This is a genomic window from Mycobacterium yunnanensis, assembly GCF_025823185.1.
Classification (GTDB): domain Bacteria; phylum Actinomycetota; class Actinomycetes; order Mycobacteriales; family Mycobacteriaceae; genus Mycobacterium; species Mycobacterium yunnanensis.
The window spans coordinates 100,977-125,023 of the sequence record NZ_JACKVK010000003.1 but is presented as its reverse complement, the minus strand read 5'-3'; the positions used below and the strand labels follow the sequence as shown (position 1 = coordinate 125,023).

Sequence of the window (24,047 nt, the reverse complement as noted above, 5' to 3'; positions counted from 1 at the left end):
ATGCAATCGCGAAAACGGCGGGTTTGGCCCGTGCTCGTGGAGAGGCAGAAGTGAAGGCGTCGGAGTTCGCATCGGTCAAGGCGAAGAAGAAGTGTTGCCGCAGCAAGCCGCGGTGCAAGCGCTGCCCACTCGTTCTCCACAAGGTGCACAAGGCCGAGTTGTCAGGGATCCGCGGCAAGGAACTCGAGAAGGTGTTCAAGCGCGCCAGAAAGGCCTGATCAACTGCCGTTTCGTGGGGCCAGTCGCCCGTGATCGCCCACGGACTCGGCGATCACCTTCCCGGCGGACCGCCCAGGAGCGGTGGCGTCGCGGCGGCGTGGCGCGGGCACGGGGTGTCGGCCGCCGACGGCCCGTGGGGAACCCGTGGCCGGGGTGTGCGGGATGTCACGTAGGCGACGCGCCGGCAGAGCGCAGCGCGGCGGCCAAGTCCGGCAGCCACGCGCGGTCGGCGGGCACCCAGTCCAGCGCGTCGAGATCGGCGACCGTCACCCAGCGCAGGGCGCGATGGTCACGCGCGGACGCTGTTCCGCCAATCAGGGTGACGAGGTAGGCCCGCAGTGTCATGCCACCGTCGAGGTCGACGTCGGCACCCAGTTGGGCACCGACGCTGACCGTGACGCCGAGTTCCTCGTCGAGTTCGCGCGCCAGCGCAGCGGCGTCGGTCTCCCCCGGCATCGCCTTGCCGCCGGGCAGTTCCCACCGTCCGGCGAGCCGTGGCGGCCGGTCCCGTTGCGCGACCAGCAGTGTGGCGCCGTCGATCAGGGCGCCCGCGACGACGATCTGGTTCGGCACGGTGCGACGGTATAACGTGCCAGGCATGGCCGTGTTGACCGATGACCAGGTGGACGCCGCGCTGGCCGACCTGCAGGGCTGGTCGCGCACCGAAGGGGCCCTGCGTCGCTCAGTGGACTTTCCCGGCTTCCTCGACGGCATCGACGCCGTGCGTCGCGTCGGCGAGCACGCCGAACGTCAAGACCACCACCCCGACATCGACATCCGTTGGCGCACGGTCATTTTCGCTCTCGTCACGCATTCCGAGGGTGGCATCACCGACAAGGACGTCGCGATGGCGGGCGACATCAACCGGATCGTCGGCTGACCACGGCGAGGTAGGCCATCGTCGCAAGCGCCGCCAGCACGTACAGCGAACCGAAGAGGTCGGCGTACCACGGCCGGCCGGTCATCCGGCCGGTGTCGCCGGCGAAGGTCACCAGCCACGGTGAGCCGAGGTAGGCCAGCACCACCCAGCCCCAGCCGACGATCCGGGATCCCGGGCGCGCCGGGCCGAGCACCAGCCACATGGCCAGCGGCAGCAGCCACACCCAGTGATGGGTCCAGCTGATCGGTGAGATCAGCAACCCGAACACCATCACCACAACGATGCGGCCGAGCGCGTCGTCGGGTCCGACGCGCCACCAGGCTGCCACGCTCAGGACGACGGTGAGTGCCACGGCGGCGAGCATCGGTGGGCCGTAGCCGACGTCACGGCCTGCGACGTAGCCCACGACGCCGCGCAGCGACTGGTTCATCGGCGTGTCGACGACGCCGATCCGGTTCGCGTTGCCGAGCAGGTCGGTGAAGTAGAAGCGAGATTGCGCCCCGCCCAGCGCGATCGACGCCGCCACCGTGGCACCGAACACCACGACGGAGACGACGACGACGCCCCAGCGCCGAGCACCGGCGAAGTAGGCGCCGGCAACCGCGGGGGTCAGCTTCATCCCGGTGGCCAAGCCCACCAGCAACCCCGAGAGCCACCATCGGGTGGAGTACACCGCGTAGAGCACCGCGACCATGAGCAGCGCTCCGACCTGCCCGAGTTCGAAGAGGTGCCGCATCGGCTCGCACCAGATGGCCAGTGCGGTCCACGCCATCGCCTGCCGCGCGCCGGAGCGCCCCAGCAACCTCAGGGCGAGCACCGCGGAGCCGTAGAGCGCGGCCACGGTGGCCAGTAGCCAGCACAGGCCGACGACGGAGAACGGCAGGAAGTGCAGGGGGTAGAACACCACGGCGGCGAACGGCGGGTAGGTGAACTGCAGCGGCAGCGGCGGGATCACCGGGCGGTAGACGAAGTCGTAGAGACCGCCGTCCCGCATCGCGGCCGCGCCGTCGACGTAGACGTGCAGGTCGACGAAGTTGGTGCCGTTCGGCGCGAGGTAGGTCACGGCACACCGCGCGACGAGGCTGAGCGCGAGCAGATACGGCGCGGCGCTCGCGATTCGGGCGGACTGACTGGTGATCCGTCCGACTCTAGGTTCCGGCTTGCCCGGCGAGTGATTCGGTCACCGTCGACCGTCATAGCCGTAACGGTTGCATAAATGCCACACGTGTCACTTGAGTCCCACCAGTAACTCCGTAGCTTCGGTTTCAGACGCCTCACCAACCGATCGGGAGAACCATGCACTTCGCCAGAAAAGCCCTTGCTACCAGCGTGATCGCGGCCGCTTGCGCCGTGCCGGCAGCACTGCTGCTCAGCGCCACCGCGTCGGCCGACCCGATTCCGGCCCCGGCGCCCGCCATGCCGAACATCCCCTTCCTCAGCAGCCTTCCGGGCAGCGCGCCTCAGATGCTGCAGGGTCTGGCGTCGGCGTTTACCGGAACCGGCGCTCCGGCCGCCGCACCCGCCGCCTCACCGGCCCCGGCTGCCACCGCCTCGGTCACCCTTCCGCAACCTGCCGCTGCACCCGCCGCCGCACCCGCGGCGTCTCCCCTGCCGGGGCTCCTGCCCGCAGCGGCCGCGCCTGCCGCCGCGCCCGCCGCACAGCCGGCCGGCTTGGTCCCCACCGCCGAGGTTCAGATCCCGCAGGTCGCCAACAGCGCGCTGCCGTTGCCCAAGGAGCTGAACTTCCCGGGCGACCTGACCTCGCTGCTGCCCCCGGGTCTGCCGCTGGCCGGCCTGCTGCCGAAGTCGCCTGCCGCCGTCCCGGCCGCCACCGCCGTGGCGCCCGCCGCGGTCGCCGCCGTCCCGGCTGCGGTCACCCCGGCGCTGCCTGCCGCCGCCGACAGCGCGCTCGTCCCGCTGTTCTTCCCCACCTCCGCCCTGCCGTGACGCTGACCGCGTAACGCCGCACCACTCATCGACATCACGGGAGAGTCATGCCATCGCCACGTTCGCTTCTGGTCGCACTCGGTGCGACGGCCGCGCTCGCGCTCAGCGTCCAACCGGTCGCCCATGCGGAGCCCGCGCCGCCGCTGCCCTTGCCGCTGCCGATCAGCGGCCTTCAGGCACCGGGTCTTCCCGCGATGGAGAGCCTGGGGCCTGCGATCCAGCAGGCCGCTGCCGATCCGACGAACGCGGCGTCGATGTTGATGGCCGCGGCGGCGGCGTTCGCGGGCAACAGCGCGGCGCCGTCGGGGTCGAAGAACGTTGCGGCCGCGGTCAACCAGTTCGTCGCCGATCCTCAGGTGGCGCACGTCCCCGCGGCAGGTGCCGTCCCCGGCGCCGAGGCGCACCTGCCGCAGGGGATCGACCCGGCGAACGCCGTCGGCCCCGCGCCCGACGCCGCGCCGCTGGCGGCCGTGCCCGCTCCCGAGGCCGCCCCGGCGCCGGCACCGGAGGCCGTGCCCGCTCCCGCGCCTGACGCGGCGGCCGTTGCCGTTCCCGCCCCCGCGCCGGCTCCCGATGCCCCTGCGGCACCGGCGCCCGACGCCGTGCCCGCCGCGGCCACCGTCCCCGGCCCGGACGGTGCGCCCGCACCGGCACCAAACTTCGGTCCGGACGCGCCGACGACGCAGGACTTCATGTATCCGTCGATCGGCAACGGGTGCGCGGCGGACGGCGGAAACGTTCTGGCGGCGGCGATCTCGGTCGCGGGCCCGGCCTCGATTCCCAAGCCGGGGCCTGCCGCCGGTCAAACCGCCTACGTGTTCACCGCGATGGGCACACCCGGCCCGGCTGCCGTGCAGAAGCTCCCGCTCAACGTCACGTGGGTCAACCTGACCACGGGCAAGTCCGGCACCACGACGCTCAAGCCACAGGCCGACATCAACCCGGCCGGGCCGACCACGCTGACCGCCATCGCCGACACCGGTTCGGGCAGCATCATGTCGACCATCTTCGGTCAGGTCACCACCACCGAGAAGCAGTGCCAGTTCATGCCGACGATCGGTTCGACCGTCGTCCCGTGATCCCTCCTCGAGACAGCACTGGCTGTCGTCAGGCCTGGGCCATGACGACAGCCAGTGCTGTTTCGTGGGGTGTGAGGGCCCTCAGTAGGCCATGAAGAGGATCATCTCGCGGTCGTACTCGCGGCCGGGGTGGGCCTCGGAGAGATGCGACTGAGCCTTCTCGACGAGGTCGTCCTCGTCGGTGCCGACAATGGCCTCACCGCAGGGACAGCTCAAGTGTGTTTTCGCCATGTCGCTACGATCCCACAGCCCCGGACTTCGCCGCCGCCTTGGCGGCCTTCTTGTACGAGCGCACCTTCTCCAGCGAGCCCTGGTCGACCACGTCGGCAACCGACATGTAGGTGCCGGCCGTGCCGTAGTCGCCCGCTGCCGCGCGCCATCCCTCGGGGGTGACGCCGTACTGCTTGCCCAGCAGCGCGAGGAAGATCCTGGCCTTCTGGTCGCCGAAGCCGGGCAGGGCCTTGAGTCGGCGCAAGACTTCGGGGCCGTCGGGATCGCCCGCAGTCCACAGCGCGACGACGTCACCGTCGTAGTCGTCGACGATCGCCTGGGCCAGCGTCTGCAGGCGCTTGGCCATCGACCCCGGGAATCGGTGCACCGCAGGCTTTTCGGAGAAGAGGGCGACGAAGGCGTCCGGGTCGTAGTCGGCGATCGTGCGGGCGTCCAGACCGCCGATGCGTTCGGCCAGCTTCTGCGGGCCGGCGAACGCGACCTCCATCGGAATCTGCTGATCCAGCATCATCCCGACCAGCAGCGCAAGGGGATTGGACTCGAGCAGTTCGTCGGCCGCGGGATCTTGCACTAGCTGCAGCTTTGCCATCGCCTCAGTCTAAGGTGACGTGCACTCCCGCAGACCCTCCGACCGGGCGAGGTGACATGCCTGCCGAGATCGCGATCGCCTTGGCGGCAGCGTTGCTCCTGGCGATCGCCGCGGCCGTCGTCGCGGTCCGCACCCGCCGCGTCGTGGCCACCCCCACCGAGCGCGCCACCCACGCCGCGCTGCACACCGCCTCGCTGGCCGCCCACGCGCTGCGGCCCGGGCTCGACGAGGACTCCGCGCGCCGTGCCGCGCCGTTCCTGCGCCAGCTCACCGGCGCGGACGCCGTCGTCGTCTACGACGCGGACGGCGAGCACCTGGCCCACGACCCCTCCGAGTTCGCCGACGCCCTCGACGCGGCAGGCACCGTCGCCGCCGAAGCCCTGACCGGCCGACGCCGCGTCATGTCCGGCCACCGCGCTGGCGCCATGGTCGGTCAACCGCTGCTGACCGGCGACGGTGACGCCCTCGGCGTCCTGGTCGCGATCACCTCGCGGGAACCGGGCCCCGGCATGGTCGGCGCCATCGGCGAAGTCGCCGGGTACGCCGCCAGCCAGCTGGAGCTCGCCGACCTCGACGCGTCACGCGCCCGCCTCGACCGAGCCGAGGTGCTCGCCTTGCGCGCCCAGATCAGCCCGCACTTCATCTACAACGCGCTCAACACGATCGCGTCGTTCGTCCGCACCGACCCCGACCGTGCCCGCGAGCTGGTCCTCGAATTCGCCGACTTCACCAGGTACTCGTTTCGCGCGGCCGGCCAGTTCACGACGCTGTCCGACGAACTGCGCAACATCGACCGCTATCTGACGCTGGAGCGGGCACGCTTCGGCGAGTCGCTGACCGTCCGGCTCCAGGTCGCGCCCGAGATGCTCGCGGTCGTCGTCCCGTTCCTGGCACTGCAACCGTTGGTGGAGAACGCCGTCCGGCACGGCCTGGCCGACCGTGGTGGTGGCACCGTCGAGATCGTCGCGCGCGACGACGGGACGGACTGCGTCATCACCGTCGAGGACGACGGCGTCGGCATGGATCCCGAGGCCCTGCGGGCCGGCCCGGCCGACGCGCTCGCCGACGGGACGTCGGACGGCGGTGGTCACTCCGCGCACGTGGGGCTGACCAATGTCGACCATCGCCTGCGCGCGGCGTTCGGCAACGACTACGGTCTGGTGGTCGAGACGGCCGTTGGCGCGGGCACCAAGGTCCTCATGCGGGTCCCGAAGTTCAGGTCGGGCGTACGGGCCGGCGGAGGTGCATTCGGATGAAGTCACTGGTGGTGCTGGCGGTCGACGACGAGGCACCCGCCCTCGACGAGTTGGCGTACCTCCTCGACCAGCACCCCGACATCGGCCAGGTGCTGCGGGCCGGAGATGCGACCTCGGCGCTGCGGGAGCTGAACCGGCGGCCCATCGACGCCGTGTTCCTCGACGTCAACATGCCCGGCCTCAGCGGGCTCGAACTGGCGGGGGTGCTCGCCAACTACTCCTACCGTCCCGCGGTGGTGTTCGTGACCGCACACGACGACAAGGCCGTCGAGGCGTTCGACGTCGGTGCCGTGGACTACCTCCTCAAGCCCATCCGTCAGAGCCGGCTCGACGAGGCGGTTCGCCGGGTGCTGGCCGCACCCGTCGAGCAGGGCCGCGACGGCGACGACCCCGCCGACGACCACGACGTCCTGCCCGCCGAGCTCGGCGGCATCACCCACCTGATCCCGCGCGACACCATCGGCTGGGTGGAGGCCGAGGGCGACTATGCGCGGCTGCACTCCGAGTCCGGGGCGCACCTGGTGCGCATCCCGTTGAGCACGCTCGAATCTCGTTGGCGCGAGCGGGGATTCCAACGGATCCACCGTTCGTATCTGGTGGCGCTGCGGATGGTCACGGGGTTGCGGACGACCGACGGCGCCGTGCTGGTGCGGTTGCGAGCCAACGGTGCGTCACCGGCGATCGAACTGCCGGTGAGCCGTCGACAGGCCCGCGAACTGCGCGACCGGGTGGTCCGCGAACCGATGCGACAGCTCCGGCCTTCGGCGACCGGGGAATCGGCCGACGATGACTAGACCGCAGCGCGAACGGGTGGTGCTGGCCAAGCGCCGGGGCGCCCGGGTGATCCGCACGCGGGTGGAGGTGCAGGAGCAAACCGAGGTCGGCGACGCGCTGGTCCGCGGCCTGATGCGCGCGCAACTGGGGTTGGCCCTGCGCCTGGCCGCCGTCACCGTCTGCGCGGTCGCACTGATTCCCCTGGCGCTTGGGCTGTTTCCTCAGATCGACGACGTCACCGTCGCCGGCATCCGACTGAATTGGCTGATCCTCGCGGCCCTGGTCTACCCGGTGCTCTACGGGGCGGGCCGTCTCTACGTCCGCCTGGCCGAGCAGGGTGAGCGCGACTTCGTCCGGGTCGTCGACGGCGACCGATGACGGGTGCCCCGCTCACCGCGGCCGCGTTGCTCGCCGCGGCCATGGCCACCGTCGGCATCGGCGTCTACGGCACCCGGCTGTCGCGGACCACGTCGGACTTCCTGGTGGCGTCGCGCAGCATCGGCCCGCACTGGAATGCCGCCGCGATCTCGGGTGAATATCTCTCGGCGGCATCGTTTCTCGGGGTGGCGGGGCTGATCGCGAAGTACGGAGCCGACGCGCTGTGGTACCCGGTCGGCTTCACCGCGGGCTATCTGGGGCTGCTCCTCTTCGTCGCCGCACCGCTGCGACGCTCCGGGGCCTACACCGTGCCGGACTTCGCCGAGTTCCGGCTGGGGTCGGCCCGGCTGCGCAAGGTGGCGATGCTGGTGGTCGTCGTCATCTGCGTCTTCTATCTCGTCCCCCAGTATCAGGGTGCCGGCCTGGCACTGAAGACCCTTCTGGGACTTCCCGTCTGGCTGGGACCGGTCGCCGTCGGCGCCATCGTGATCGTCAACGTCGTCGGCGGCGGCATGCGGTCCATCACGTTCGTCCAGGCCTTCCAGTACTGGCTGAAACTCACCGCGATCGCCGTTCCCGCGCTGGCCCTGCTGGCGTTGTTCATCGGCGACTCCGCGACGTTGTCGGGCCCGATGCCACCGGCCGTGCAGCAGCAGACCACGGTCACCGTCGAGACCGACGTCGTCGTCCAGGTCGCCGAACCCGCGGGCGTGACCGTGACCGGTGACGTCGACGGTGCACGGGTCGACGGAGCGCAGCTCCCGACCGCCGGCCGATACACGCTGAGCCGAGGCACCACCCTGACGCTCGCCGCGGGTGCGGCGACGCCGGTGGTCGCGGGGGCTCCCAGCTCCGGGGACGACTGGCTGTCCTCGGGCCGTGGGCTGGGTGGCAGTCATCCCCTCTACCAAGTCATCTCGATCATCGTTGCCACGTTCCTCGGCACCATGGGCCTGCCCCACGTGCTGGTGCGCTTCTACACCAACCCCGACGGCACGGCGGCCCGGCGGACGGCCCTGGCGGTGATCGCCCTGCTGTCGCTGTTCTATCTGTTCCCCGTCCTGCTCGGCGTGTTCGCCAGGCAGTTCGTTCCGCAACTGCTCATCACGGGCACCGCGGACGCGGCCGTGCTGCTGCTGCCGAGCGTCGCGATCGGCGGCGGCGTGGGCGCGGCGTCATCCCCCGTCGCTTCGCTCGCCCCGGTCTTGGCAGCCCTGGTGGCCGCCGGCGCCATCGCCGCCTTCCTCGCCACGTCGTCGGGCCTGCTGGTCAGCATCGCCGGGGCGCTGTCGACCGACGTGCTGCGCGGGCGCGTGCGTGACTTCCGGGTCGCAGCGGCCGTCGGCGGCATGGTGCCCATCCCGTTGGCCCTGCTCGCATCGTCGCTGGAACTCTCGCGCAGCGTCGGACTGGTCTTCGCCGTCGCCGCGTCGACGCTGTGTCCGCTGCTGGTGCTTGGTATTTGGTGGCGTGGGCTCACCAGCGTCGGCGCGGCGTGCGGTCTCGTCGTCGGCGGGGTCGTCTCGGGTGCGGCGACGACGCTCGCCGTCGTGGGAGGCGTCGACGACCGGTTGCTCGGCGGCTGGCCCGCGGTGGTCGTCGGCTACCCCGCAGCGGTGACCGTTCCGCTGGCGTTCCTGACCATGGTCGCCGTCAGCCTGCTGACCGCTGGGTCGAGGCCGCCCGACGTCGCCAGGATCTTCGCGCGCATGCACGTGCCGGAACGCCTCGGGATGGGAGTGGAACGGCTGCCCCGCGAGTGAGGTGGACCGTTCGTCGCCATGGGCCAACCGCTCGCCGCAGGTCGTCCCTGCTTCGTCGTCCGATCCTGCGAATCTGCTGAACGTGTGACGTGAGTCTCAATAGGCTCGAGGCCGATCTCACTTCCAGCGTCAGGAGCACCGCGGTGGCGACCACCGATAGGCCGACGGCCAACACGGCCCAACAGTTCGTGGACATGCAGTCCAGCCCCGAATTTCAAGAGTTGCGAAGCCGGCTGCGCCGGTTCGTGTTCCCGATGACGGCGTTCTTCCTCGTCTGGTACGCCACCTACGTGTTGCTCGGGGCGTTCGCCCACGACTTCATGGCCATCCGCGTGTTCGGCAACGTCAACGTGGGTCTGTTGATCGGCCTCGGGCAGTTCGTCAGCACCTTCGTCATCACCGGTCTGTACGTGCGGTTCGCCAACCGCGAGCTCGACCCGCGGGCCGCTGCCATTCGGGCCGAGATGGAGGGCACGCAGCGATGAACTACCTCGCGGCAAGCGCGACGGTCGGCAACCCGGTCGCCAACATCGGCATCTTCGCGCTGTTCGTCGTCATCACCATGATCGTGGTGATCCGTGCCAGCAAGAAGAACGCCACCGCCGACGAATTCTTCACTGGTGGCCGCGGTTTCAGCGGACCCCAGAACGGCATCGCCATCGCCGGTGACTACCTGTCGGCGGCCAGCTTCCTCGGTATCGCCGGCGCCATCGCCGTATACGGGTACGACGGTTTCCTGTATTCGATCGGCTTCCTCGTCGCGTGGTTGGTGGCATTGCTTCTGGTCGCCGAATTACTGCGCAACACCGGCAGATTCACGATGGCCGACGTGCTGAGCTTCCGCTTGAAGCAACGCCCGGTCCGGATGGCTGCGGCCACCTCGACCCTGACCGTGTCGCTGTTCTACCTCCTGGCACAGATGGCAGGCGCCGGTGGGTTGGTCGCTCTGCTGCTCGACGTCAAGAGCAAGAGCGGCCAGTCGATCGTCATCGCGGTCGTCGGCGTCCTGATGATCGTCTACGTCCTCGTCGGCGGCATGAAGGGCACCACCTGGGTGCAGATCATCAAGGCCGTGCTGCTGATCGCCGGCGCCGGACTGATGACCGTCATGGTGCTCGCGAAGTTCGGCCTGAACTTCTCCGAGATCCTCGGCGTCGCGCAGACCGCCGTCTCGGGGTCGGCCGACAAGGCCGTCGCCGCGCGCGACGTGCTCGCCCCAGGCGCGCAGTACGGGGCCAGCACGACCTCGAAGATCAACCTGTTGTCGCTCGGCCTCGCGCTGGTGCTGGGCACCGCCGGTCTGCCGCACGTGCTGATGCGGTTCTACACCGTGCCCACGGCCAAGGAGGCCCGTCGCTCGGTGGTGTGGGCCATCGCGCTCATCGGCGGCTTCTACCTCTTCACCCTGGTCCTCGGGTACGGCGCGGCGGCCCTCGTCGGACCGGACCGGATCCTGGCGGCGGCCGGCGGCGTCAACTCCGCCGCTCCCCTGCTGGCCTTCGAGCTCGGCGGCGTGGTGCTGCTCGGCGTCATCTCGGCGGTCGCGTTCGCGACGATTCTGGCCGTCGTCGCCGGCCTCACCATCACCGCCTCGGCGTCGTTCGCCCACGACATCTACGCCAGCGTGATCAAGAAGGGTCAGGTCGGCGAGCGCGAGCAGGTCAAGGTCTCGCGCATCACCGCGGTGGTCCTCGGCATCTTCGCCATCGCGCTGGGCATCCTGGCCAACGGCCAGAACGTGGCGTTCCTGGTGGCGCTCGCCTTCGCGATCGCCGCGGCGGCCAACCTGCCGACCATCGTCTACTCGCTGTACTGGAAGCGGTTCAACACCCGGGGCGCGCTGTGGAGCATGTACGGCGGGCTGATCTCCACGCTCGTACTGATCGTGTTCTCCCCCGCGGTGTCCGGGGCCAAGACGGCGATGATCCCGAGCGCCGACTTCGCCTGGTTCCCGCTCGCCAACCCCGGAATCGTGTCGATCCCGCTGGCGTTCCTGCTCGGCGTCGTCGGAACCGTGACGTCGAAGGTGCCCGGCGATCCGGTGCTCGACGCCGAGATGGAGGTCCGCTCGCTCACCGGCGTCGGTGCGGAGAAGGCCATCTCGCACTAGTCGGGAAGGCTGAGCGTGCCGGGCGCGTTGACCGGCAGGTGCCTACGATCAGCCAAGTGACCGAGCAAGAGCCCACGCGCGTGCGCCAGCGGTTCGGCTTCGCTCTGCTGGCGTACGCGTTTGCGGCGATCATGGTCGGTACCACCCTGCCGACGCCGATGTATGCGCTGTACTCCAACCGCATGCACTTTCAGGTGCTCACCACCACGGTCGTCTTCTCCACCTATGCGGTGGGTGTGCTCGCCGCGCTGTTGGTGTTCGGCCGGTGGTCCGATGCGCTGGGTCGACGCCCGGTACTGCTGGCCGGCGCGGGGTTCGCCCTGGCCAGCGGGGTGGTGTTCCTGTTCGCCGACGACGTGCCCCTGCTGCTCCTGGGCCGGGTGCTCTCGGGACTGTCGGCCGGCGTCTTCACCGGTACCGCGACGGCGGCGATCGTCGAGACCTCGCCGCCCGAACGGCGCGACCAGGCGACGACCATCGCCACGGTCGCCAACATCGGCGGCCTTGGCGCCGGACCCCTGTTGGCCGGTGTGCTCGTGCAGTACGCACCCGACCCGTTGCAGCTGTCGTTCGGCGTGCACATCGTCCTGGTGGTCCTGGCCGTCGCCGCGATCGTGGCCGCCCCTGAGACGTCGTCGCGCACCGGAACGCTTGGCCTGCAGCGACTCTCGGTGCCCGCCGAGATGCGGCCGGTCTTCCTGACCGCGGCGACCGCCGCGTTCGCCGGCTTCTCCGTCACGGGCCTGTTCATGGCGGTGGTGCCGACGTTCGTCAAGTCGGTCGTCGGCATCGAGAACCACGCCGTCGCCGGTCTGGTGGCGAGCTCCATCTTCGTCGCCTCGGCGGTCGTCCAGTTCGCGGCGCGGCGCATCCCACCGCGACGAGCCGTCGCGATCGGCTGCGCGATCCTGGTCGTCGGGATGGTGATTCTGGCCGTCGCGCTGCATCTGCCGTCGCTGCCGCTGCTGGTCGTCGCGGGCGTCGTGGCGGGCATCGGGCAGGGCATCAGCTTCAGCCGCGGCCTTGCCGCCGTCGCCGAACTGGCACCCGCCGACCGCCGCGCGGAGGTGAGCTCCACCTACTTCGTGGTGGCCTACGTGGCCATCTCGGTGCCGGTGATCGCCGAGGGCTTTGCCTCTCAGCACCTGGGGCTGCGCACCGCCGGGGTCGGTTTCGCCCTCGCGACCGCGGCACTCGCCGCCGTGTGCCTCGTCGCGATCGTGCTGCAGGAACGTCGGAGCGCCGCCACTCGGTGACGGCGGTCCGTCACGGCAGTTTGGCCGCGATCTCCCGGGCGCCCGCGACCACCTGGGTCCCCGCGTGCGCCAGGCTCTCGGCCGTCAGCCGGTGGGTCAGGAAGCTGATGCTCAGCGCGTAGCGCGACGGCGCACCGTTGGGAGTGGGCACGGCGGCCGCCACGCAGGTGAGCTCCTCGGCGGCCTCCTCCCGGTCGACCGCGAAGCCCTTCGCGCGGATGTCGGCGATCTCACCTGCCATCTTCTTCATCGACGTGATGGTGTGCGCGGTCAGCTCGGGGAGCCCCGCCGAGGCGACGACGTCATGCCAGACGCTGTCGGGCATGGTCGCCAGGAGGGCCTTGCCCAATGCGGAGGCGTGCCACGGATCGGTCTGCCCGACGTCACTGACCTTCTTCACCGCGCGCCTGCCCTCGACGACTTCGAGGATGACGACGCTGCGGTCCTTGTGCACGGCGAAGTTCACCGTCTCGTTGAACTCGTTCACCAGCCGCTCCATGGTCGGGATCACCGCGTCGGAGGGAACCTGGTTGGAGAAGGCTCGCTGTCCAAGTCGGAAGATCTCCCACCCCAGTCGGTACTGGTTGGCGTTGAAGCGTTCGACGTAACCCAGCGAGGACAGGCTGTTGAGGTAGCGCAACACCGTCGCCTCGTTTAGCTCTGTGCGCCTTGCGATTTCGGTCAGATTGCCAACCTCGGAATCCGCCACGGCGGTCAGGATTCTGGCCGTCCGTTCGACGCCGATCAGGCTGGAGGACTTGTCCGATGTCGCAGCTGTTTTCACTCAGTGAAGGTTACCAGTACCCAGTGATTCTCCCGTTCCTGTTGACAGCAGCGGTCGCTACTCCTAGATTTTCATTCAGCGCAGTTCTATATCACTCAGTGAAATTCCGGATGATGCGCCATCCGGCCGCCGAAGGAGAAGCGATGCCCACCGCAGCCGACAGCCGTGTGTCCAAGGTCGACGGGGCCAGCATCCTGGCCGCGCAAGACCTCATGACGGCCGACGACTACGCCCTCACGCCCTCGACGAAGGCATTCGACGACGGCGGCAAGTACCGCTTGGAAATCTCTGGCGTCGAACGACTTTCGACCTTGGAGGCCATGCTGGACGAGGCCGACGAGCAGGGCGTCTTCATCCACCGCGTCATCGCCTTCGGCGGCGGCACGACGTTGCTCAGGACCGGGGAACTGTCCGACGTCGCCGCACTGGCGGCCGAGCGCGGCATCGAGTTGATCGCCGTTCCCGGACCGCGCACGGGGTGGGACCTCGGCCGCCAGGCGCTGAGCACGGAGGGTCAGGCCGGTGGGCGACGCGTCCGCGGCCTCGACAACATCCGGTACCTGCTCGACGACTACCTTCGCATCTTCTCCACCGGCATCCGCGGCGTATTGGTCTGGGACGAGGGCGTTCTCGACATCCTGAACAAGGCTCGCGACGCCGGCCACATCCCGGCCGACGCCAAGTTCAAGATCTCGGTCTACGCGGGTCACGCCAACCCCGCCTCCATTCGCATCCTGCAGGACCTCGGCGCCGACAGCGTCAACCCCGTCGGCGACCTGTCGCGCCCCATGCTCGCCGCCATCCGCAATTCCGTCGACGTTCCGCTCGACGTCTGGGCCGAGACCTTCGAGTCCTTCGGCGGCATGAACCGGCTGTGGGAAGCCGGCGACATCGCGCGCGTCGCGGGGCCGGTCTACTTCAAGATCGAGCCCGGTGAGTCCGAAGCCGTCATGTACAACGGCTGGGTGCGCCCCGAGTTCCACTCCGACCTCGTTCGCCACAAGGTTCGCCACGCCGCCATCCTCAACGAGCTGGTGCACACCAGCGCTCCCGACGTCGCGGTGTCACCGAAGCCACGTCCCGTTGCCCACGCCCACACAAACTGACACCCCGGCGAAACGGAGAAGTGATGACTCGACGTCATCGAGCCGCCATCATCGGGTCGGGCAACATCGGCACTGACTTGTTGATGAAGCTGCGCCGCTCGAGCGTGCTCGACGTCGCGGCCATGGCCGGGATCGACTCGGCCAGTGACGGTCTCGCGCGTGCCGCCGCGCTGGACGTGGCGGTCACCGCCGACGGCGTCGACGGCCTGCTGCGACTCGGCGCCTTCGACGACGTCGAGGTGGTGTTCGACGCGACCAGCGCCGGCGCCCACCACGTGAACGACGCGGCGCTGCTGAATTCCGGCCGAAGGATCGTCGACCTCACGCCCGCCGCGATCGGTCCGTTCGTCGTGCCTGCGGTCAACATGGCACGCCTGGCGAGTCAGCGGAACCTCAACATGGTGACGTGCGGCGGCCAGGCCACCATCCCGATCGTGGCGGCGCTCGCCAGTGTGACCGACGTGCACTACGCGGAGATCGTCGCGTCCATCTCGTCGCGCTCGGCAGGTCCGGGCACCCGGGCCAACATCGACGAGTTCACCGACACGACGGCGCGCGCCATCGAGATCGTCGGCGGGGCCAGCCGGGGCAAGGCGATCATCGTCCTCAACCCGGCCGAGCCGCCAATGCTGATGCGCGACACCGTCGCCGCACTGGTGTCGACGGCGGACGAGGCCGTGATCGACTCCGCGGTCACCTCGATGGTCGCCGAGGTGAGTCGCTACGTGCCGGGTTACCGTTTGGCGCAGAAGGTTCGACTCGACCCGGTTCCGGCGAAGGATCCACGCCGTCGCCTGGCCGGGGCCGCCGGCCAGCTCGACCTGACTCACGTCACCGTGTTCCTCGAGGTCGAGGGGGCCGCCGACTACCTTCCCGCCTACGCAGGCAACCTCGACATCATGACGGCTGCCGCCGTTCGGGTCGCCGAACACCTGCTCACCCACGCCCCCGAGCCGGTCCGATGACCACCGAAATCTACGTCCAGGACGTCACGCTGCGCGACGGCATGCACGCCGTCGGGCACTCGCTGAGCCTGGACGACGTGAGACGGATCGCCGGCGCGCTCGACGCCGCCGGTGTCGCGGCGATCGAGGTGGCGCACGGCGACGGTCTGGCCGGCGGCAGCCTGACGTACGGAGCGGGGGCACACGACGACGGAGCCTGGATCGCCGCCGCGGCCGAGGTGGTCCAGACTGCGCGTCTGACAACGCTTCTCATCCCCGGCATCGGAACGGTCGACGACCTGCGCGCGGCCGCCGACCTCGGCGTCACCTCGGTGCGGATCGCGACCCACTGCACCGAGGCCGACATCGCCCGCCAGCACATCGGCACCGCCCGCTCGCTCGGACTCGACGTCGCAGGCTTCCTCATGATGTCGCACCTCGCCCCGCCGGACCGGCTGGCCGCGCAAGCCAAGATCATGGAGGACGCCGGCGCGGAGTGCGTCTACGTGACCGACTCGGCGGGCCGGTTGACGATGACGGGCATCCGCGATCGGGTGCGCGCCTACCGCGAGGCCCTCGCACCGGAAACCTCGATCGGGGTGCACGCCCACCACAATCTGGCGCTGGGAGTGGCCAATTCGTTGGTGGCGGTCGCCGAGGGCGCGCATCGCGTCGACGCCTCGCTCACCGGTCTTGGTGCAGGCGCGGGCAATTGCCCGCTGGAGGCCTTCGTCGCCGTCGCCGAACTCGAGGGTTGGCGACACGGGTGCGATCTCTACGCGCTCATGGACGCCGCCGACGACGTCGTCCGACCGTTGCAGCAGCGGCCCGTCCGGGTCGACCGCGAGACGCTGACGCTGGGCTTCGCCGGGGTGTACTCCAGCTTCCTACTGCATGCCGAGCGCATCGCCGCCGACGTCGGCGTCGACACCCGCGATCTGCTCGTCGAAGCAGGCCGCAGGTCGATGGTCGGCGGCCAGGAAGACCTGCTCCTCGACCTCGCCCTCAGCACGAGGGGGTGACGGACCGCCGCGCCGCCCGGTCGCCCTGCTTCAAGCACACACGCCCAAAGACACGAAAGATGAACGACTATGGAGAACGTCACCTCCTCGCTACCCCCGCGGCGGCCCGCCTCGACGCCGCCGACCGGTTCCTCGCCCGACACGTCGCCACCTGCCGGGCGGCGCAACCACGGCCTGAAGGAGAACAGCCTCGGTGTGCCGAGCATCTTCTTCTACATCATCGCCGCGGCGTCGCCGCTGACCGTCGTCGTCGCGCTGTACCCCATCATCATCGGCTCGGGCAACGGCGTCGGGATGCCCGGTGCGTTCGTCATCGCCGCGGTGGTGTTGATGATCTTCGCCGTCGGATACGTGGCGATGAGCCGCCACGTCACCAACGCGGGCGCGTTCTACGCCTACGTGACCTTGGGCCTCGGGCGCATCGCCGGACTGGGCTCGGCGTTCCTCGCGATCTTCGCCTACAACGCGATTCAGGCCGGGCTCTACGGCGGCTTCGGCTACTACGCCGCGGAACTGATCAATCCGCGGCTCGGCGTCGAGATTCCCTGGTGGACATACGCCTTCGTCGGCCTGCTGCTGTGTCTGGGCCTAGGTGTGCAGGGCGTGCACTCCGGCGCGAAGGTCCTCGGCGTGTTCATGACGCTGGAGGTCACCATGATCACCATCCTGAGTGCGTTCAGCCTGTCCGGTGACGCGGTCCCCGTGTCTCAGTTCTCCTTCGAGCCGTTCTCGCCCAGCGTCGTGCTGGGTGGCGCGCTCGGCGTCGCGCTGATGTTCGCGCACGCCTCCTTCATCGGCTTCGAGGGCTCGGCGATCTACGGCGAGGAGGCGCGCGATCCGGCGCGCACCATCCCGCGGGCCACGTACCTGTCGATCGCGTTCATGGGCATCCTGTACGCCGTGTCGGGCTGGTTGATCATCAACGCGCTCGGCATCGACCAGGTCGTCGGAATCGCCACCGAGACGGGCGGCAACTTCATCTTCGTGGCCAGTGACACCATCATCGGCCACAACATCTCCTTGATCTTCCAGATGCTGATCGTGAGTGCGACGTTCGCGGCCATCGTCACCTTCCACAACAACGTCTCGCGGTACACGTTCTCCCTCGGGCGCCAAGGCTTGATCTGGAAGCCGCTGGGGTGGACGCTGCCCAGCCGCCAGACACCCTGGGTTGCCTCGATCGTTCAGAGCGTGACCGTCGGCATCGTGATCGCGCTGTTCGCGCTGTTCGGCCAGGACCCGTTCGCCACGCTCTTCACCTGGGCGACCGGTATCGGCACCGTCGGGGTGATCCTGTCGCAGTTGGTCGCCGGCGTCGCGATCTTCACCTTCTTCCGCAAGTCCGACGTGGACAAGCGGCCGTGGAACACCGTGATCGCACCCCTTCTCGCGATCGTGGGCCTCGGCGGGTTCTTCGTCCTGACGCTCGACAGCCTCGACGTGCTGCTCGGCGTGCAGGGCACGGTGGCCGCCGTCATGCTCTCGCTGGTGTTCATCGCGTTCCTGGCGGGGGCGGCGTACGGCCTGTACCTCAAGGTCGCGGCGCCGGCGAGGTACGCCCTGGTCGGTCAGGCGCTCAACGAGCGGGAGCTGGACGACCCCGCCCCAGAAGCGCAATAGCTCAACCACTTTCACGATTCGCCGCGCGCCTGCGCCCAACGTTACGTACATTTGTCCGCAACGATGCGTACAAATGTTCTCAAGCGAAGGAGTGGGCATGGGATCCGCACCGCGGCGGGCACGTCGACACGACCCGGACAGAAAGGAGCGCATCGTGGCCTCGGCCCTGGAGGTTCTCGCTCGTGACGGAGTAGCCGGCATCACCCACCGGGCCGTCGCCACCGCCGCCGACGTGCCACTGGGCTCGGTGACGTACCACTTCGCCACGCTGGCCGACCTCGTCCAGCACGCGTTCGAGGCCCACGTCGACGCGTTGGCCACCCGATTCGAGGCCCGCCTGTCGTACTGCGTCGACGGGGACGATCTCGTCGACGCCATCGCCTCGGCCATCACCGACGACCTCGCAAGCCATCCCAACGAACTCGCAGTCACCTACGAGCTCTACGGAGACGCGGTGCGCAGACCCGAGATCCGGCACCTGACCCAGCGCTGGATGGAGCGCGCCGAGGACGCTCTCGCCGAACACTTCGACCGCACCACCGCACGGCTCGTCGACGTCGTCGTCGAGGGCCTGATGGTGCACACGTCCATTGCCCAACGACCCATGTCCAAAGACGAAGTTCGCGCCCTGCTGACCATCGCGGTCGGCGGCGCACCCACCACCGAGGAGTGAGCATGACCTTCCATACCAAGATGTTCGTCGACGGCACCTGGACCGAGGCCGCCGACGGCGGCGTCGACCAGGTGTTGGCCCCCACCACCGGTGAGGCCTTCGCCGACATCGCCCGCGGCGGCGCGGCCGACGTCGACCGAGCGGTCGCGGCCGCCGAGGCCGCGTTCCCCGGCTGGGCGAAGACGCCGGTGGGCGAACGTGCCCGGGCGTTCCTCACCCTGGCCGACCGGGTCGAAGCCGACCAGCGCACGCTGGCCGAGATCGAGTCCCGCAACGTCGGCAAGCCCATCGGTCTCGCGCTCGAGGAGATGGAGATGATCCCCGATCACCTGCGGTTCTTCGCAGGCGGCGCCCGCACCATGGAGGGCCGCGCCGCGGCCGAGTTCGTGCGGGGCAAGACGAGCATCATCCGGCGTGACCCCCTCGGTGTCGTGGGTTCGGTCGCCCCGTGGAACTACCCCCTGCTGATGGCGATCTGGAAGATCTCACCCGCGCTGCTCACCGGAAACACGTTGGTGCTCAAGCCCTCCGAGCACACCCCGTATTCGGTGCTGCGGCTCGCCGAACTGGCCGAGGATCTCTTCCCGGCGGGCGTGTTCAACGTGGTGACCGGCGACGGCAAGGACGTCGGCGCCCGACTCGTCTCCCATCCCCGGGTGCGCATGTCCTCTCTGACCGGATCGGTCGCGACGGGACGGGCGCTGATGCACGCCTCGGCCGACTCGAACCTCAAGCGGCTGCACCTCGAACTGGGCGGCAAGGCACCGGTGCTGGTGTACTCCGACGCCGACGTCGCGCTGGCGGTCGCCAAGATCACCGACGGCGCGTTCTGCAACTCCGGGCAGGACTGCATGGCCGCGTCCCGGCTCTACGTCCACGACTCCGTGCACGACGAATTCGTCGCCGGCCTCGAGAAGGCGGTCAAGGGACTGAATCTGGGCGACACCGCCGACGAGAACACGTCCATGGGGCCGGTCATCACCGCCGCGCACCGCGACCGGGTCGAGGGCTTCGTCGAGCGGGCCAAGGCCACCGGGCACGTCGAACTGATCCAGGGCGACAACCCGGGGACCGGCTTCTACACCGCGCCCACGGTCGTCGTCGGCGCGCGTCAGGGCGACGAGATCGTCACCAACGAGGTGTTCGGTCCGGTCACGTCGGTGACGCGATTCGGTGACGGCGACGACGTCATCGCCTGGGCCAACGACACCGAATACGGCCTTGCCGCATCGGTGTTCACCAACGACCTCTCCAAGGCGATGACCGCGTCGAGCGACCTGCAGTTCGGCACCGTCTGGGTCAACGACCACCTGCCGGTCACTCCGGAGATGCCGCACGGCGGCTTCAAGCAGTCCGGCAACGGCAAGGACATGTCGGTCTACGCCCTCGAGGAGTACACCGAGGTCAAGCACGTCATGATCAACCGCGAGATCGCCTGATGCCGGTCAGCGCGGTCAACACCTTTCGCCTGCGATCGGGTGTCGAGGTCGCCGACTTCGAACGGTTCTCCGCCGAACTCGACCGGCCCACCTGCCTCTCGTTCGACGAGGTACTCGGCTTCGAGGTCTACCTCTCGGACGACGGCACCGTCGTCGAAATCATGACCGTCTCGTCGTGGGCGGAGTGGGAGACGGTGCGCGACGGCGCACCCGAACTCGAACCCGTCGTCGCCCGCTTCGACGAACTGGTCGAACCCGGCAGCGTCACCACCGTCTTCACCCGCCACTCCCCACTGCCCCAGGAGATTCGACATGCCTGAGTACGACTCGATCATCATCGGCGCGGGCCACAACGGCCTCGTCACCGCCAACTATCTGGCCCGGGCCGGTCAGCGGGTGCTGGTCCTGGAGGCCCGCGACCTGGTCGGCGGAGCCTGCGTCACCGAGGAATTGATTCCCGGCAGCAAGTGGTCGTCGTGCGCGTTCATCGCGGGACTGCTGCGGCCCGAGATCATCGCCGATCTCGAGCTGGCCCGCTTCGGTCTCGACCTGTACCAGGGAGATGCGCTGTCCTTCAGCCTCTTCCGCGACGGCACCTCGTTCACGATGTGGAAGGAGACCGACCGCACCCTGCGCGAGTTGGAGAAGATCAACAAGAAGGACGCCCAGGCCTTCCTAGACTTCGGGGTGCGGCTGCAGCGCTTCGCGGGGCTCGTCACTCCCTACCTGCTGTCGCCACCACCGCAGCGCTCGGAGGTGTTCGCCGCGTTCGAGGCGGCCGGGGAGCAGACGCTGTTCGACGAGTTCACCCTGCTGTCGGTTCGGGACCTGCTCGACCGGTACTTCGACGACGAGCGACTCAAGAGCATGCTGACGTTCTTCGGCATGGTGTCGATCTTCGGCGGACCATCCACGCCCGGCACTGCGTACACGTACGGGCATCACTCCTGGGGCGAGTTCAACGGCAACTTCGGCCAATTCGGCCTCGCCCGAGGCGGAATGGGCGCCATCAGCGAGGCACTGGCCGCCGCCGCGCGGCACCACGGCGCGACCATCCGCACCTCCACGCCGGTCGACGTGGTGGTGGTCGAGCGGGGCAAGGCCACCGGCGTACGGCTCACCGACGGTACCGTGATCACCGCCGCCCGAGTGATCTCCAACGCCGACCCCAAGCGCTCGCTGCTCACGCTCGTCGAGCCGGGAGTGCTGCCGGCCAAGCTGGTTCGTGACGTCGAGAACATTGACACCCGCGGCTCGATGGCGAGGATCCATCTCCTGATCGACGAACTGCCGCAGTACCTTCCGTTCCCCGACGCCACCGAGGGGCCCCAGCACCACGGACACCAGCTGCTCGGCCCCAGCCGAGAAGCGTTCGAGGAAGCCTACGAGGCGCAGCGCCGCGGGACCTTCCCGAGCACCTTCGTCATCGAGGCCGTCACGCAGTCGGTGACCGACGATTCGCTCGCCCCCGCCGGACTGCACACCATGACCCTGGGCATCCAGCAGCTGCCCTCGGAACTGACCGGCACCACGTGGGCGGCCGAGAAGGAGAAGTGGGCCGACCTCGTGCTCGAGGATCTGTTCACCTACGCGCCGAACCTGCGCGAGCACATCCTGGATCGCGTCGTCATCACCCCCGACGACCTCGACCACGAGTACCTGATCACCGACGGGAACATCTTCCACGGCAGCATGATGCTCGACCAGCTGTTCGGAGCGCGGCCGTTGCCCGAGCTGGCCAATTACCGGACGCCCGTCGACGATTACTACCTGTGCGGGTCGGGCACCCACCCCGGTGGTGGCGTGATGGGGGCCAACGGCCACAACGCGGCCCAGGTCGTCCTCGCCGACGCGGCAGGCACGGCCCCCTCGGCCCGCGTCGGCAAGCGGGTCGGCGGCACCAAGGCACCGTGGCAGCAACGCGTCGTCGGCGGTCTGATGTCCACCAGGCCCGGACGCTGGGTGGGCTACCGGGCGGCGCGCCAACCGGCGCTGCGCAAGGTCACCGCATACGCGGCCCGGGTGCGCTGACCGTGACGACGCCGGCCGGCGGGTTGCGCAGCGCCAAGTGGTTCGCCGGCAAGGACGTGCCGGGCTTCGTGCACCGCTCGGCCATGCGGGCGTCGGGGTTCTCCCGGATGGCCTTCGAGGGCAAGCCCATCGTGGGCATCTGCAACTCGTGGTCCGAAGTCGTCAACTGCAACATGCACTTTCGCGGTCTTGCGGACTCCGTGCGGCGCGGGGTGTTGGCCGCGGGCGGCTTCCCGCTGGAGTTCCCCACGATGTCACTCGGCGAGCAACTGATGAAGCCGACCACCATGCTCTTCCGCAACCTGATGGCGATGGACGTCGAGGAGTCGATCCGCGCCTACCCCTTCGACGCCGTCGTCCTGCTCGGTGGTTGCGACAAGACCGTTCCGGCACAGCTGATGGGGGCCGCCAGCGCCGACGTCCCCGCCATCGCGCTGACCGGCGGGCCAGCCGCACCGGCGGTCTTCCGGGGCAAGCAGCTCGGGGTGGGCACCGACCTGTGGGAGTACGTCGACGACGTGCGGGCAGGCCGAATGTCGATGGCCGAGTACGAACGATTGGAGGCCGCGGCCGGACCGTCGCGGGGGCACTGCCCGGAGATGGGTACCGCGTCCACGATGGCCACCATCGTCGAGGGCCTCGGCATGACCCTGCCCGGCAGCGCCGCCATCCCCGCGATGGACTCGCGCCGCCTGCAGGTTGCCGAGGAGATCGGCGCACGGGCGGTCGGTTTGGCCGTCGAACGGTTACGGCCGTCGCAGGTCATGACGGCCGAGGCGTTCGACAACGCGATCACGTTGATGCTCGCCGTCGGCGGCTCGACCAACGCGATCGTGCACCTCCTCGCCATCGCCGGCAGGGTGGGAGTTCCGTTGTCGCTGGACCGCTTTCACGAACTCTCGGCGCGCACGCCGCTGGTGGTCAATGTGCGCCCCGCCGGTGAGCACCTCGTCGAGCAGGTCTTCCACGCCGGCGGCATACCTGCGGTGATGAAGTCGCTCGAGTCGCTGCTACACACCGACGCCGTCACCGTCACCGGCAAGACCGTGGGCGACGAGCTTCCCACGGCCGCTGCGACCGAGGCCGTGGTCATCGCGCCGGTGGACGCGCCGTTCCAGCCCCCGGGCGGCCTCGCGGTGGTGCGGGGCAACCTCGCGCCCGGCGGCGCGGTGATCAAGTGCAGCGCGGCCAGCCCCGAACTCCTGGTCCACCGGGGACCGGCCGTGGTCTTCGAGGACATGAACGATCTGATGCGACGGTTCGACGACCCCGACCTGGAGGTGACGCGTGACTCGGTGTTGATCCTGAGGTCGGCCGGACCGCGCGGCGCGCCGGGCATGCCGGAATGGGGGCAGCTGCCCATTCCGAGCAAGCTGCTCGCCGACGGCGTCACCGACATGGTTCGCATCTCCGACGCCCGGATGAGCGGCACCGCGTACGGCACGTGCGTCCTGCACGTCAGCCCGGAGTCTGCGGTGGGCGGCCCACTGGCCCTGGTGCGCGACGGCGACGTCATCGCGCTCGACGCCCGTGCGGGGACGCTCGACATGCTGGTGCCCGACGACGTGCTGGCCGCACGCCGGGCGGACCTGACTCCCCGTCCGTCACGTCACACGCGTGGATACGCCTCGATGTACGTCGAACGCGTCCTGCAGGCCGACCGCGGCTGCGACTTCGACTTCCTCGTCGGCCGGTCGGAACGTCCCGACGAGGAGCCCGACGCCATCTTCGAGGGCTGGGTCGGCGGGTGGTGACCCCGAGCTAGCCGCTCTTGCGACGGAACTCGCGGTGGGCCTCGGCGGGAGCGGTCGAACGCGGACCGTGCTTGCGGCCGCCGTCCTTGTGCTCGGACCCGCCACCGGCATTGGCCTTCTTGCGCTCGAGCGCCTCGCGGAACTTGCGCTTCTGCTCGTCTTCGGGTCGCTCGGCCATGGCTCGAGACTAGC

General features: G+C 69.3%; 26 protein-coding genes. 20 read left to right on the top strand and 6 right to left on the bottom strand.

Translation table 11 applies throughout. The annotated features are described in order from the left end of the window. Nucleotides 1-50: 50 nt before the first annotated feature. Nucleotides 51-218 carry a hypothetical protein gene (locus tag H7K45_RS04365; RefSeq protein ID WP_263994551.1) on the top strand — a complete coding sequence of 56 codons (168 nt, stop codon included), beginning with the start codon at nucleotides 51-53 and terminating at the stop codon, nucleotides 216-218. Nucleotides 219-384: 166 nt separating this feature from the next. Here H7K45_RS04365 and H7K45_RS04360 read toward each other — a convergent pair whose 3' ends face one another. Continuing rightward, nucleotides 385-792 carry a (deoxy)nucleoside triphosphate pyrophosphohydrolase gene (locus H7K45_RS04360; protein ID WP_263994550.1) on the bottom strand — a complete coding sequence of 136 codons (408 nt, stop codon included), beginning with the start codon at nucleotides 790-792 and terminating at the stop codon, nucleotides 385-387. 25 nt (nucleotides 793-817) lie between these two features. Here H7K45_RS04360 and H7K45_RS04355 point away from each other — a divergent pair, with 25 nt between their 5' ends. After that, the gene (locus H7K45_RS04355) at nucleotides 818-1,099 is read left to right on the top strand and encodes a 4a-hydroxytetrahydrobiopterin dehydratase (protein ID WP_263994549.1); all 282 of its coding nucleotides are present in this window, start codon (nucleotides 818-820) and stop codon (nucleotides 1,097-1,099) included. On the opposite strand, the gene H7K45_RS04350 is transcribed toward H7K45_RS04355, so the two are convergent. Next, nucleotides 1,080-2,237: a mannosyltransferase gene (locus H7K45_RS04350; RefSeq protein WP_372512507.1), complete on the bottom strand. Its 1,158-nt coding sequence runs from the start codon at nucleotides 2,235-2,237 to the stop codon at nucleotides 1,080-1,082. The genes H7K45_RS04355 and H7K45_RS04350 overlap by 20 nt on opposite strands. A 212-nt stretch (nucleotides 2,238-2,449) precedes the next feature. On the opposite strand from H7K45_RS04350, the gene H7K45_RS04345 reads away from it, so the two are divergent. Continuing rightward, nucleotides 2,450-3,046, top strand: a complete 597-nt coding sequence (locus H7K45_RS04345; protein ID WP_308206382.1) for a hypothetical protein — start codon at nucleotides 2,450-2,452, stop codon at nucleotides 3,044-3,046. Between the two features lie 47 nt (nucleotides 3,047-3,093). Next, the gene (locus H7K45_RS04340) at nucleotides 3,094-4,125 is read left to right on the top strand and encodes an Rv1157c family protein (RefSeq protein WP_263994547.1); all 1,032 of its coding nucleotides are present in this window, start codon (nucleotides 3,094-3,096) and stop codon (nucleotides 4,123-4,125) included. Between the two features lie 81 nt (nucleotides 4,126-4,206). Here H7K45_RS04340 and H7K45_RS04335 read toward each other — a convergent pair whose 3' ends face one another. Together H7K45_RS04335 and H7K45_RS04330 are read right to left on the bottom strand one after the other, a co-directional pair. Beyond that, nucleotides 4,207-4,356 carry a DUF1059 domain-containing protein gene (locus H7K45_RS04335; protein ID WP_079922554.1) on the bottom strand — a complete coding sequence of 50 codons (150 nt, stop codon included), beginning with the start codon at nucleotides 4,354-4,356 and terminating at the stop codon, nucleotides 4,207-4,209. Nucleotides 4,357-4,360: 4 nt separating this feature from the next. Continuing rightward, nucleotides 4,361-4,945, bottom strand: a complete 585-nt coding sequence (locus tag H7K45_RS04330) for an HhH-GPD-type base excision DNA repair protein (RefSeq protein ID WP_263994546.1) — start codon at nucleotides 4,943-4,945, stop codon at nucleotides 4,361-4,363. A 56-nt stretch (nucleotides 4,946-5,001) separates the two neighbouring features. On the opposite strand from H7K45_RS04330, the gene H7K45_RS04325 reads away from it, so the two are divergent. The 7 genes from H7K45_RS04325 (at nucleotide 5,002) to H7K45_RS04295 (ending at nucleotide 12,482) form a co-directional block, all read left to right on the top strand. Then, nucleotides 5,002-6,201 (top strand): sensor histidine kinase, encoded by a 1,200-nt coding sequence (locus H7K45_RS04325; protein WP_263994545.1) that lies wholly within the window; start codon nucleotides 5,002-5,004, stop codon nucleotides 6,199-6,201. Continuing rightward, nucleotides 6,198-6,995 (top strand): LytR/AlgR family response regulator transcription factor, encoded by a 798-nt coding sequence (locus H7K45_RS04320; protein ID WP_263994544.1) that lies wholly within the window; start codon nucleotides 6,198-6,200, stop codon nucleotides 6,993-6,995. Before H7K45_RS04325 ends, H7K45_RS04320 begins: the two co-directional genes overlap by 4 nt. Further along, on the top strand, nucleotides 6,988-7,353 hold the full coding sequence (locus H7K45_RS04315) for a hypothetical protein (RefSeq protein WP_263994543.1): 366 nt from the start codon (nucleotides 6,988-6,990) through the stop codon (nucleotides 7,351-7,353). Before H7K45_RS04320 ends, H7K45_RS04315 begins: the two co-directional genes overlap by 8 nt. Continuing rightward, the gene (locus H7K45_RS04310; protein ID WP_263994542.1) at nucleotides 7,350-9,116 is read left to right on the top strand and encodes a sodium/solute symporter; all 1,767 of its coding nucleotides are present in this window, start codon (nucleotides 7,350-7,352) and stop codon (nucleotides 9,114-9,116) included. Before H7K45_RS04315 ends, H7K45_RS04310 begins: the two co-directional genes overlap by 4 nt. Nucleotides 9,117-9,259: 143 nt before the next feature. Then, complete coding sequence (locus tag H7K45_RS04305) at nucleotides 9,260-9,601, top strand: DUF485 domain-containing protein (protein ID WP_263994541.1); 342 nt, start codon at nucleotides 9,260-9,262, stop codon at nucleotides 9,599-9,601. Next, nucleotides 9,598-11,226 (top strand): monocarboxylic acid transporter, encoded by a 1,629-nt coding sequence (locus tag H7K45_RS04300; protein ID WP_263994540.1) that lies wholly within the window; start codon nucleotides 9,598-9,600, stop codon nucleotides 11,224-11,226. The genes H7K45_RS04305 and H7K45_RS04300 overlap by 4 nt, the downstream gene beginning before the upstream one ends. Before the next feature lie 56 nt (nucleotides 11,227-11,282). Continuing rightward, a complete protein-coding gene (locus H7K45_RS04295) occupies nucleotides 11,283-12,482 on the top strand; it encodes an MFS transporter (RefSeq protein WP_263994539.1) in 1,200 nt (399 codons plus the stop codon). A 10-nt stretch (nucleotides 12,483-12,492) separates the two neighbouring features. Here the strand turns inward: H7K45_RS04295 and H7K45_RS04290 are convergent, their stop codons facing one another. Next, on the bottom strand, nucleotides 12,493-13,266 hold the full coding sequence (locus tag H7K45_RS04290) for an IclR family transcriptional regulator (RefSeq protein WP_263994538.1): 774 nt from the start codon (nucleotides 13,264-13,266) through the stop codon (nucleotides 12,493-12,495). Nucleotides 13,267-13,409: 143 nt separating this feature from the next. Between H7K45_RS04290 and H7K45_RS04285 the strand changes: the two genes are divergently transcribed. The 9 genes from H7K45_RS04285 to H7K45_RS04245 all read left to right on the top strand — a co-directional run bounded on the left by H7K45_RS04285 (nucleotide 13,410) and on the right by H7K45_RS04245 (nucleotide 23,855). After that, nucleotides 13,410-14,372, top strand: a complete 963-nt coding sequence (locus H7K45_RS04285) for a hypothetical protein (protein ID WP_263994537.1) — start codon at nucleotides 13,410-13,412, stop codon at nucleotides 14,370-14,372. A 23-nt stretch (nucleotides 14,373-14,395) separates the two neighbouring features. Continuing rightward, on the top strand, nucleotides 14,396-15,337 hold the full coding sequence (locus H7K45_RS04280) for an acetaldehyde dehydrogenase (acetylating) (protein WP_263994536.1): 942 nt from the start codon (nucleotides 14,396-14,398) through the stop codon (nucleotides 15,335-15,337). Further along, a complete protein-coding gene (gene dmpG / locus H7K45_RS04275; RefSeq protein WP_263994535.1) occupies nucleotides 15,334-16,338 on the top strand; it encodes a 4-hydroxy-2-oxovalerate aldolase in 1,005 nt (334 codons plus the stop codon). The genes H7K45_RS04280 and dmpG overlap by 4 nt, the downstream gene beginning before the upstream one ends. 69 nt (nucleotides 16,339-16,407) lie before the next feature. After that, nucleotides 16,408-17,958, top strand: coding sequence for an APC family permease (locus H7K45_RS04270; RefSeq protein ID WP_263994534.1), 1,551 nt, complete (start codon nucleotides 16,408-16,410; stop codon nucleotides 17,956-17,958). Nucleotides 17,959-18,055: 97 nt separating this feature from the next. Then, a complete protein-coding gene (locus H7K45_RS04265) occupies nucleotides 18,056-18,631 on the top strand; it encodes a TetR/AcrR family transcriptional regulator (protein ID WP_263994533.1) in 576 nt (191 codons plus the stop codon). A gap of 2 nt (nucleotides 18,632-18,633) precedes the next feature. Further along, entirely contained in the window at nucleotides 18,634-20,070 is a 1,437-nt protein-coding gene (locus tag H7K45_RS04260) for an aminobutyraldehyde dehydrogenase (RefSeq protein ID WP_263994532.1), read from the top strand. Next, on the top strand, nucleotides 20,070-20,390 hold the full coding sequence (locus H7K45_RS04255) for a RedY/HapK family protein (protein ID WP_263994531.1): 321 nt from the start codon (nucleotides 20,070-20,072) through the stop codon (nucleotides 20,388-20,390). Before H7K45_RS04260 ends, H7K45_RS04255 begins: the two co-directional genes overlap by 1 nt. Beyond that, on the top strand, nucleotides 20,383-22,101 hold the full coding sequence (locus H7K45_RS04250) for a phytoene desaturase family protein (RefSeq protein WP_263994530.1): 1,719 nt from the start codon (nucleotides 20,383-20,385) through the stop codon (nucleotides 22,099-22,101). Before H7K45_RS04255 ends, H7K45_RS04250 begins: the two co-directional genes overlap by 8 nt. A 2-nt stretch (nucleotides 22,102-22,103) precedes the next feature. Then, nucleotides 22,104-23,855, top strand: coding sequence for a dihydroxy-acid dehydratase (locus tag H7K45_RS04245; RefSeq protein WP_263994529.1), 1,752 nt, complete (start codon nucleotides 22,104-22,106; stop codon nucleotides 23,853-23,855). Nucleotides 23,856-23,862: 7 nt separating this feature from the next. On the opposite strand, the gene H7K45_RS04240 is transcribed toward H7K45_RS04245, so the two are convergent. Continuing rightward, entirely contained in the window at nucleotides 23,863-24,033 is a 171-nt protein-coding gene (locus H7K45_RS04240; RefSeq protein ID WP_263994528.1) for a DUF5302 domain-containing protein, read from the bottom strand. Between the last annotated feature and the right edge of the window lie 14 nt (nucleotides 24,034-24,047).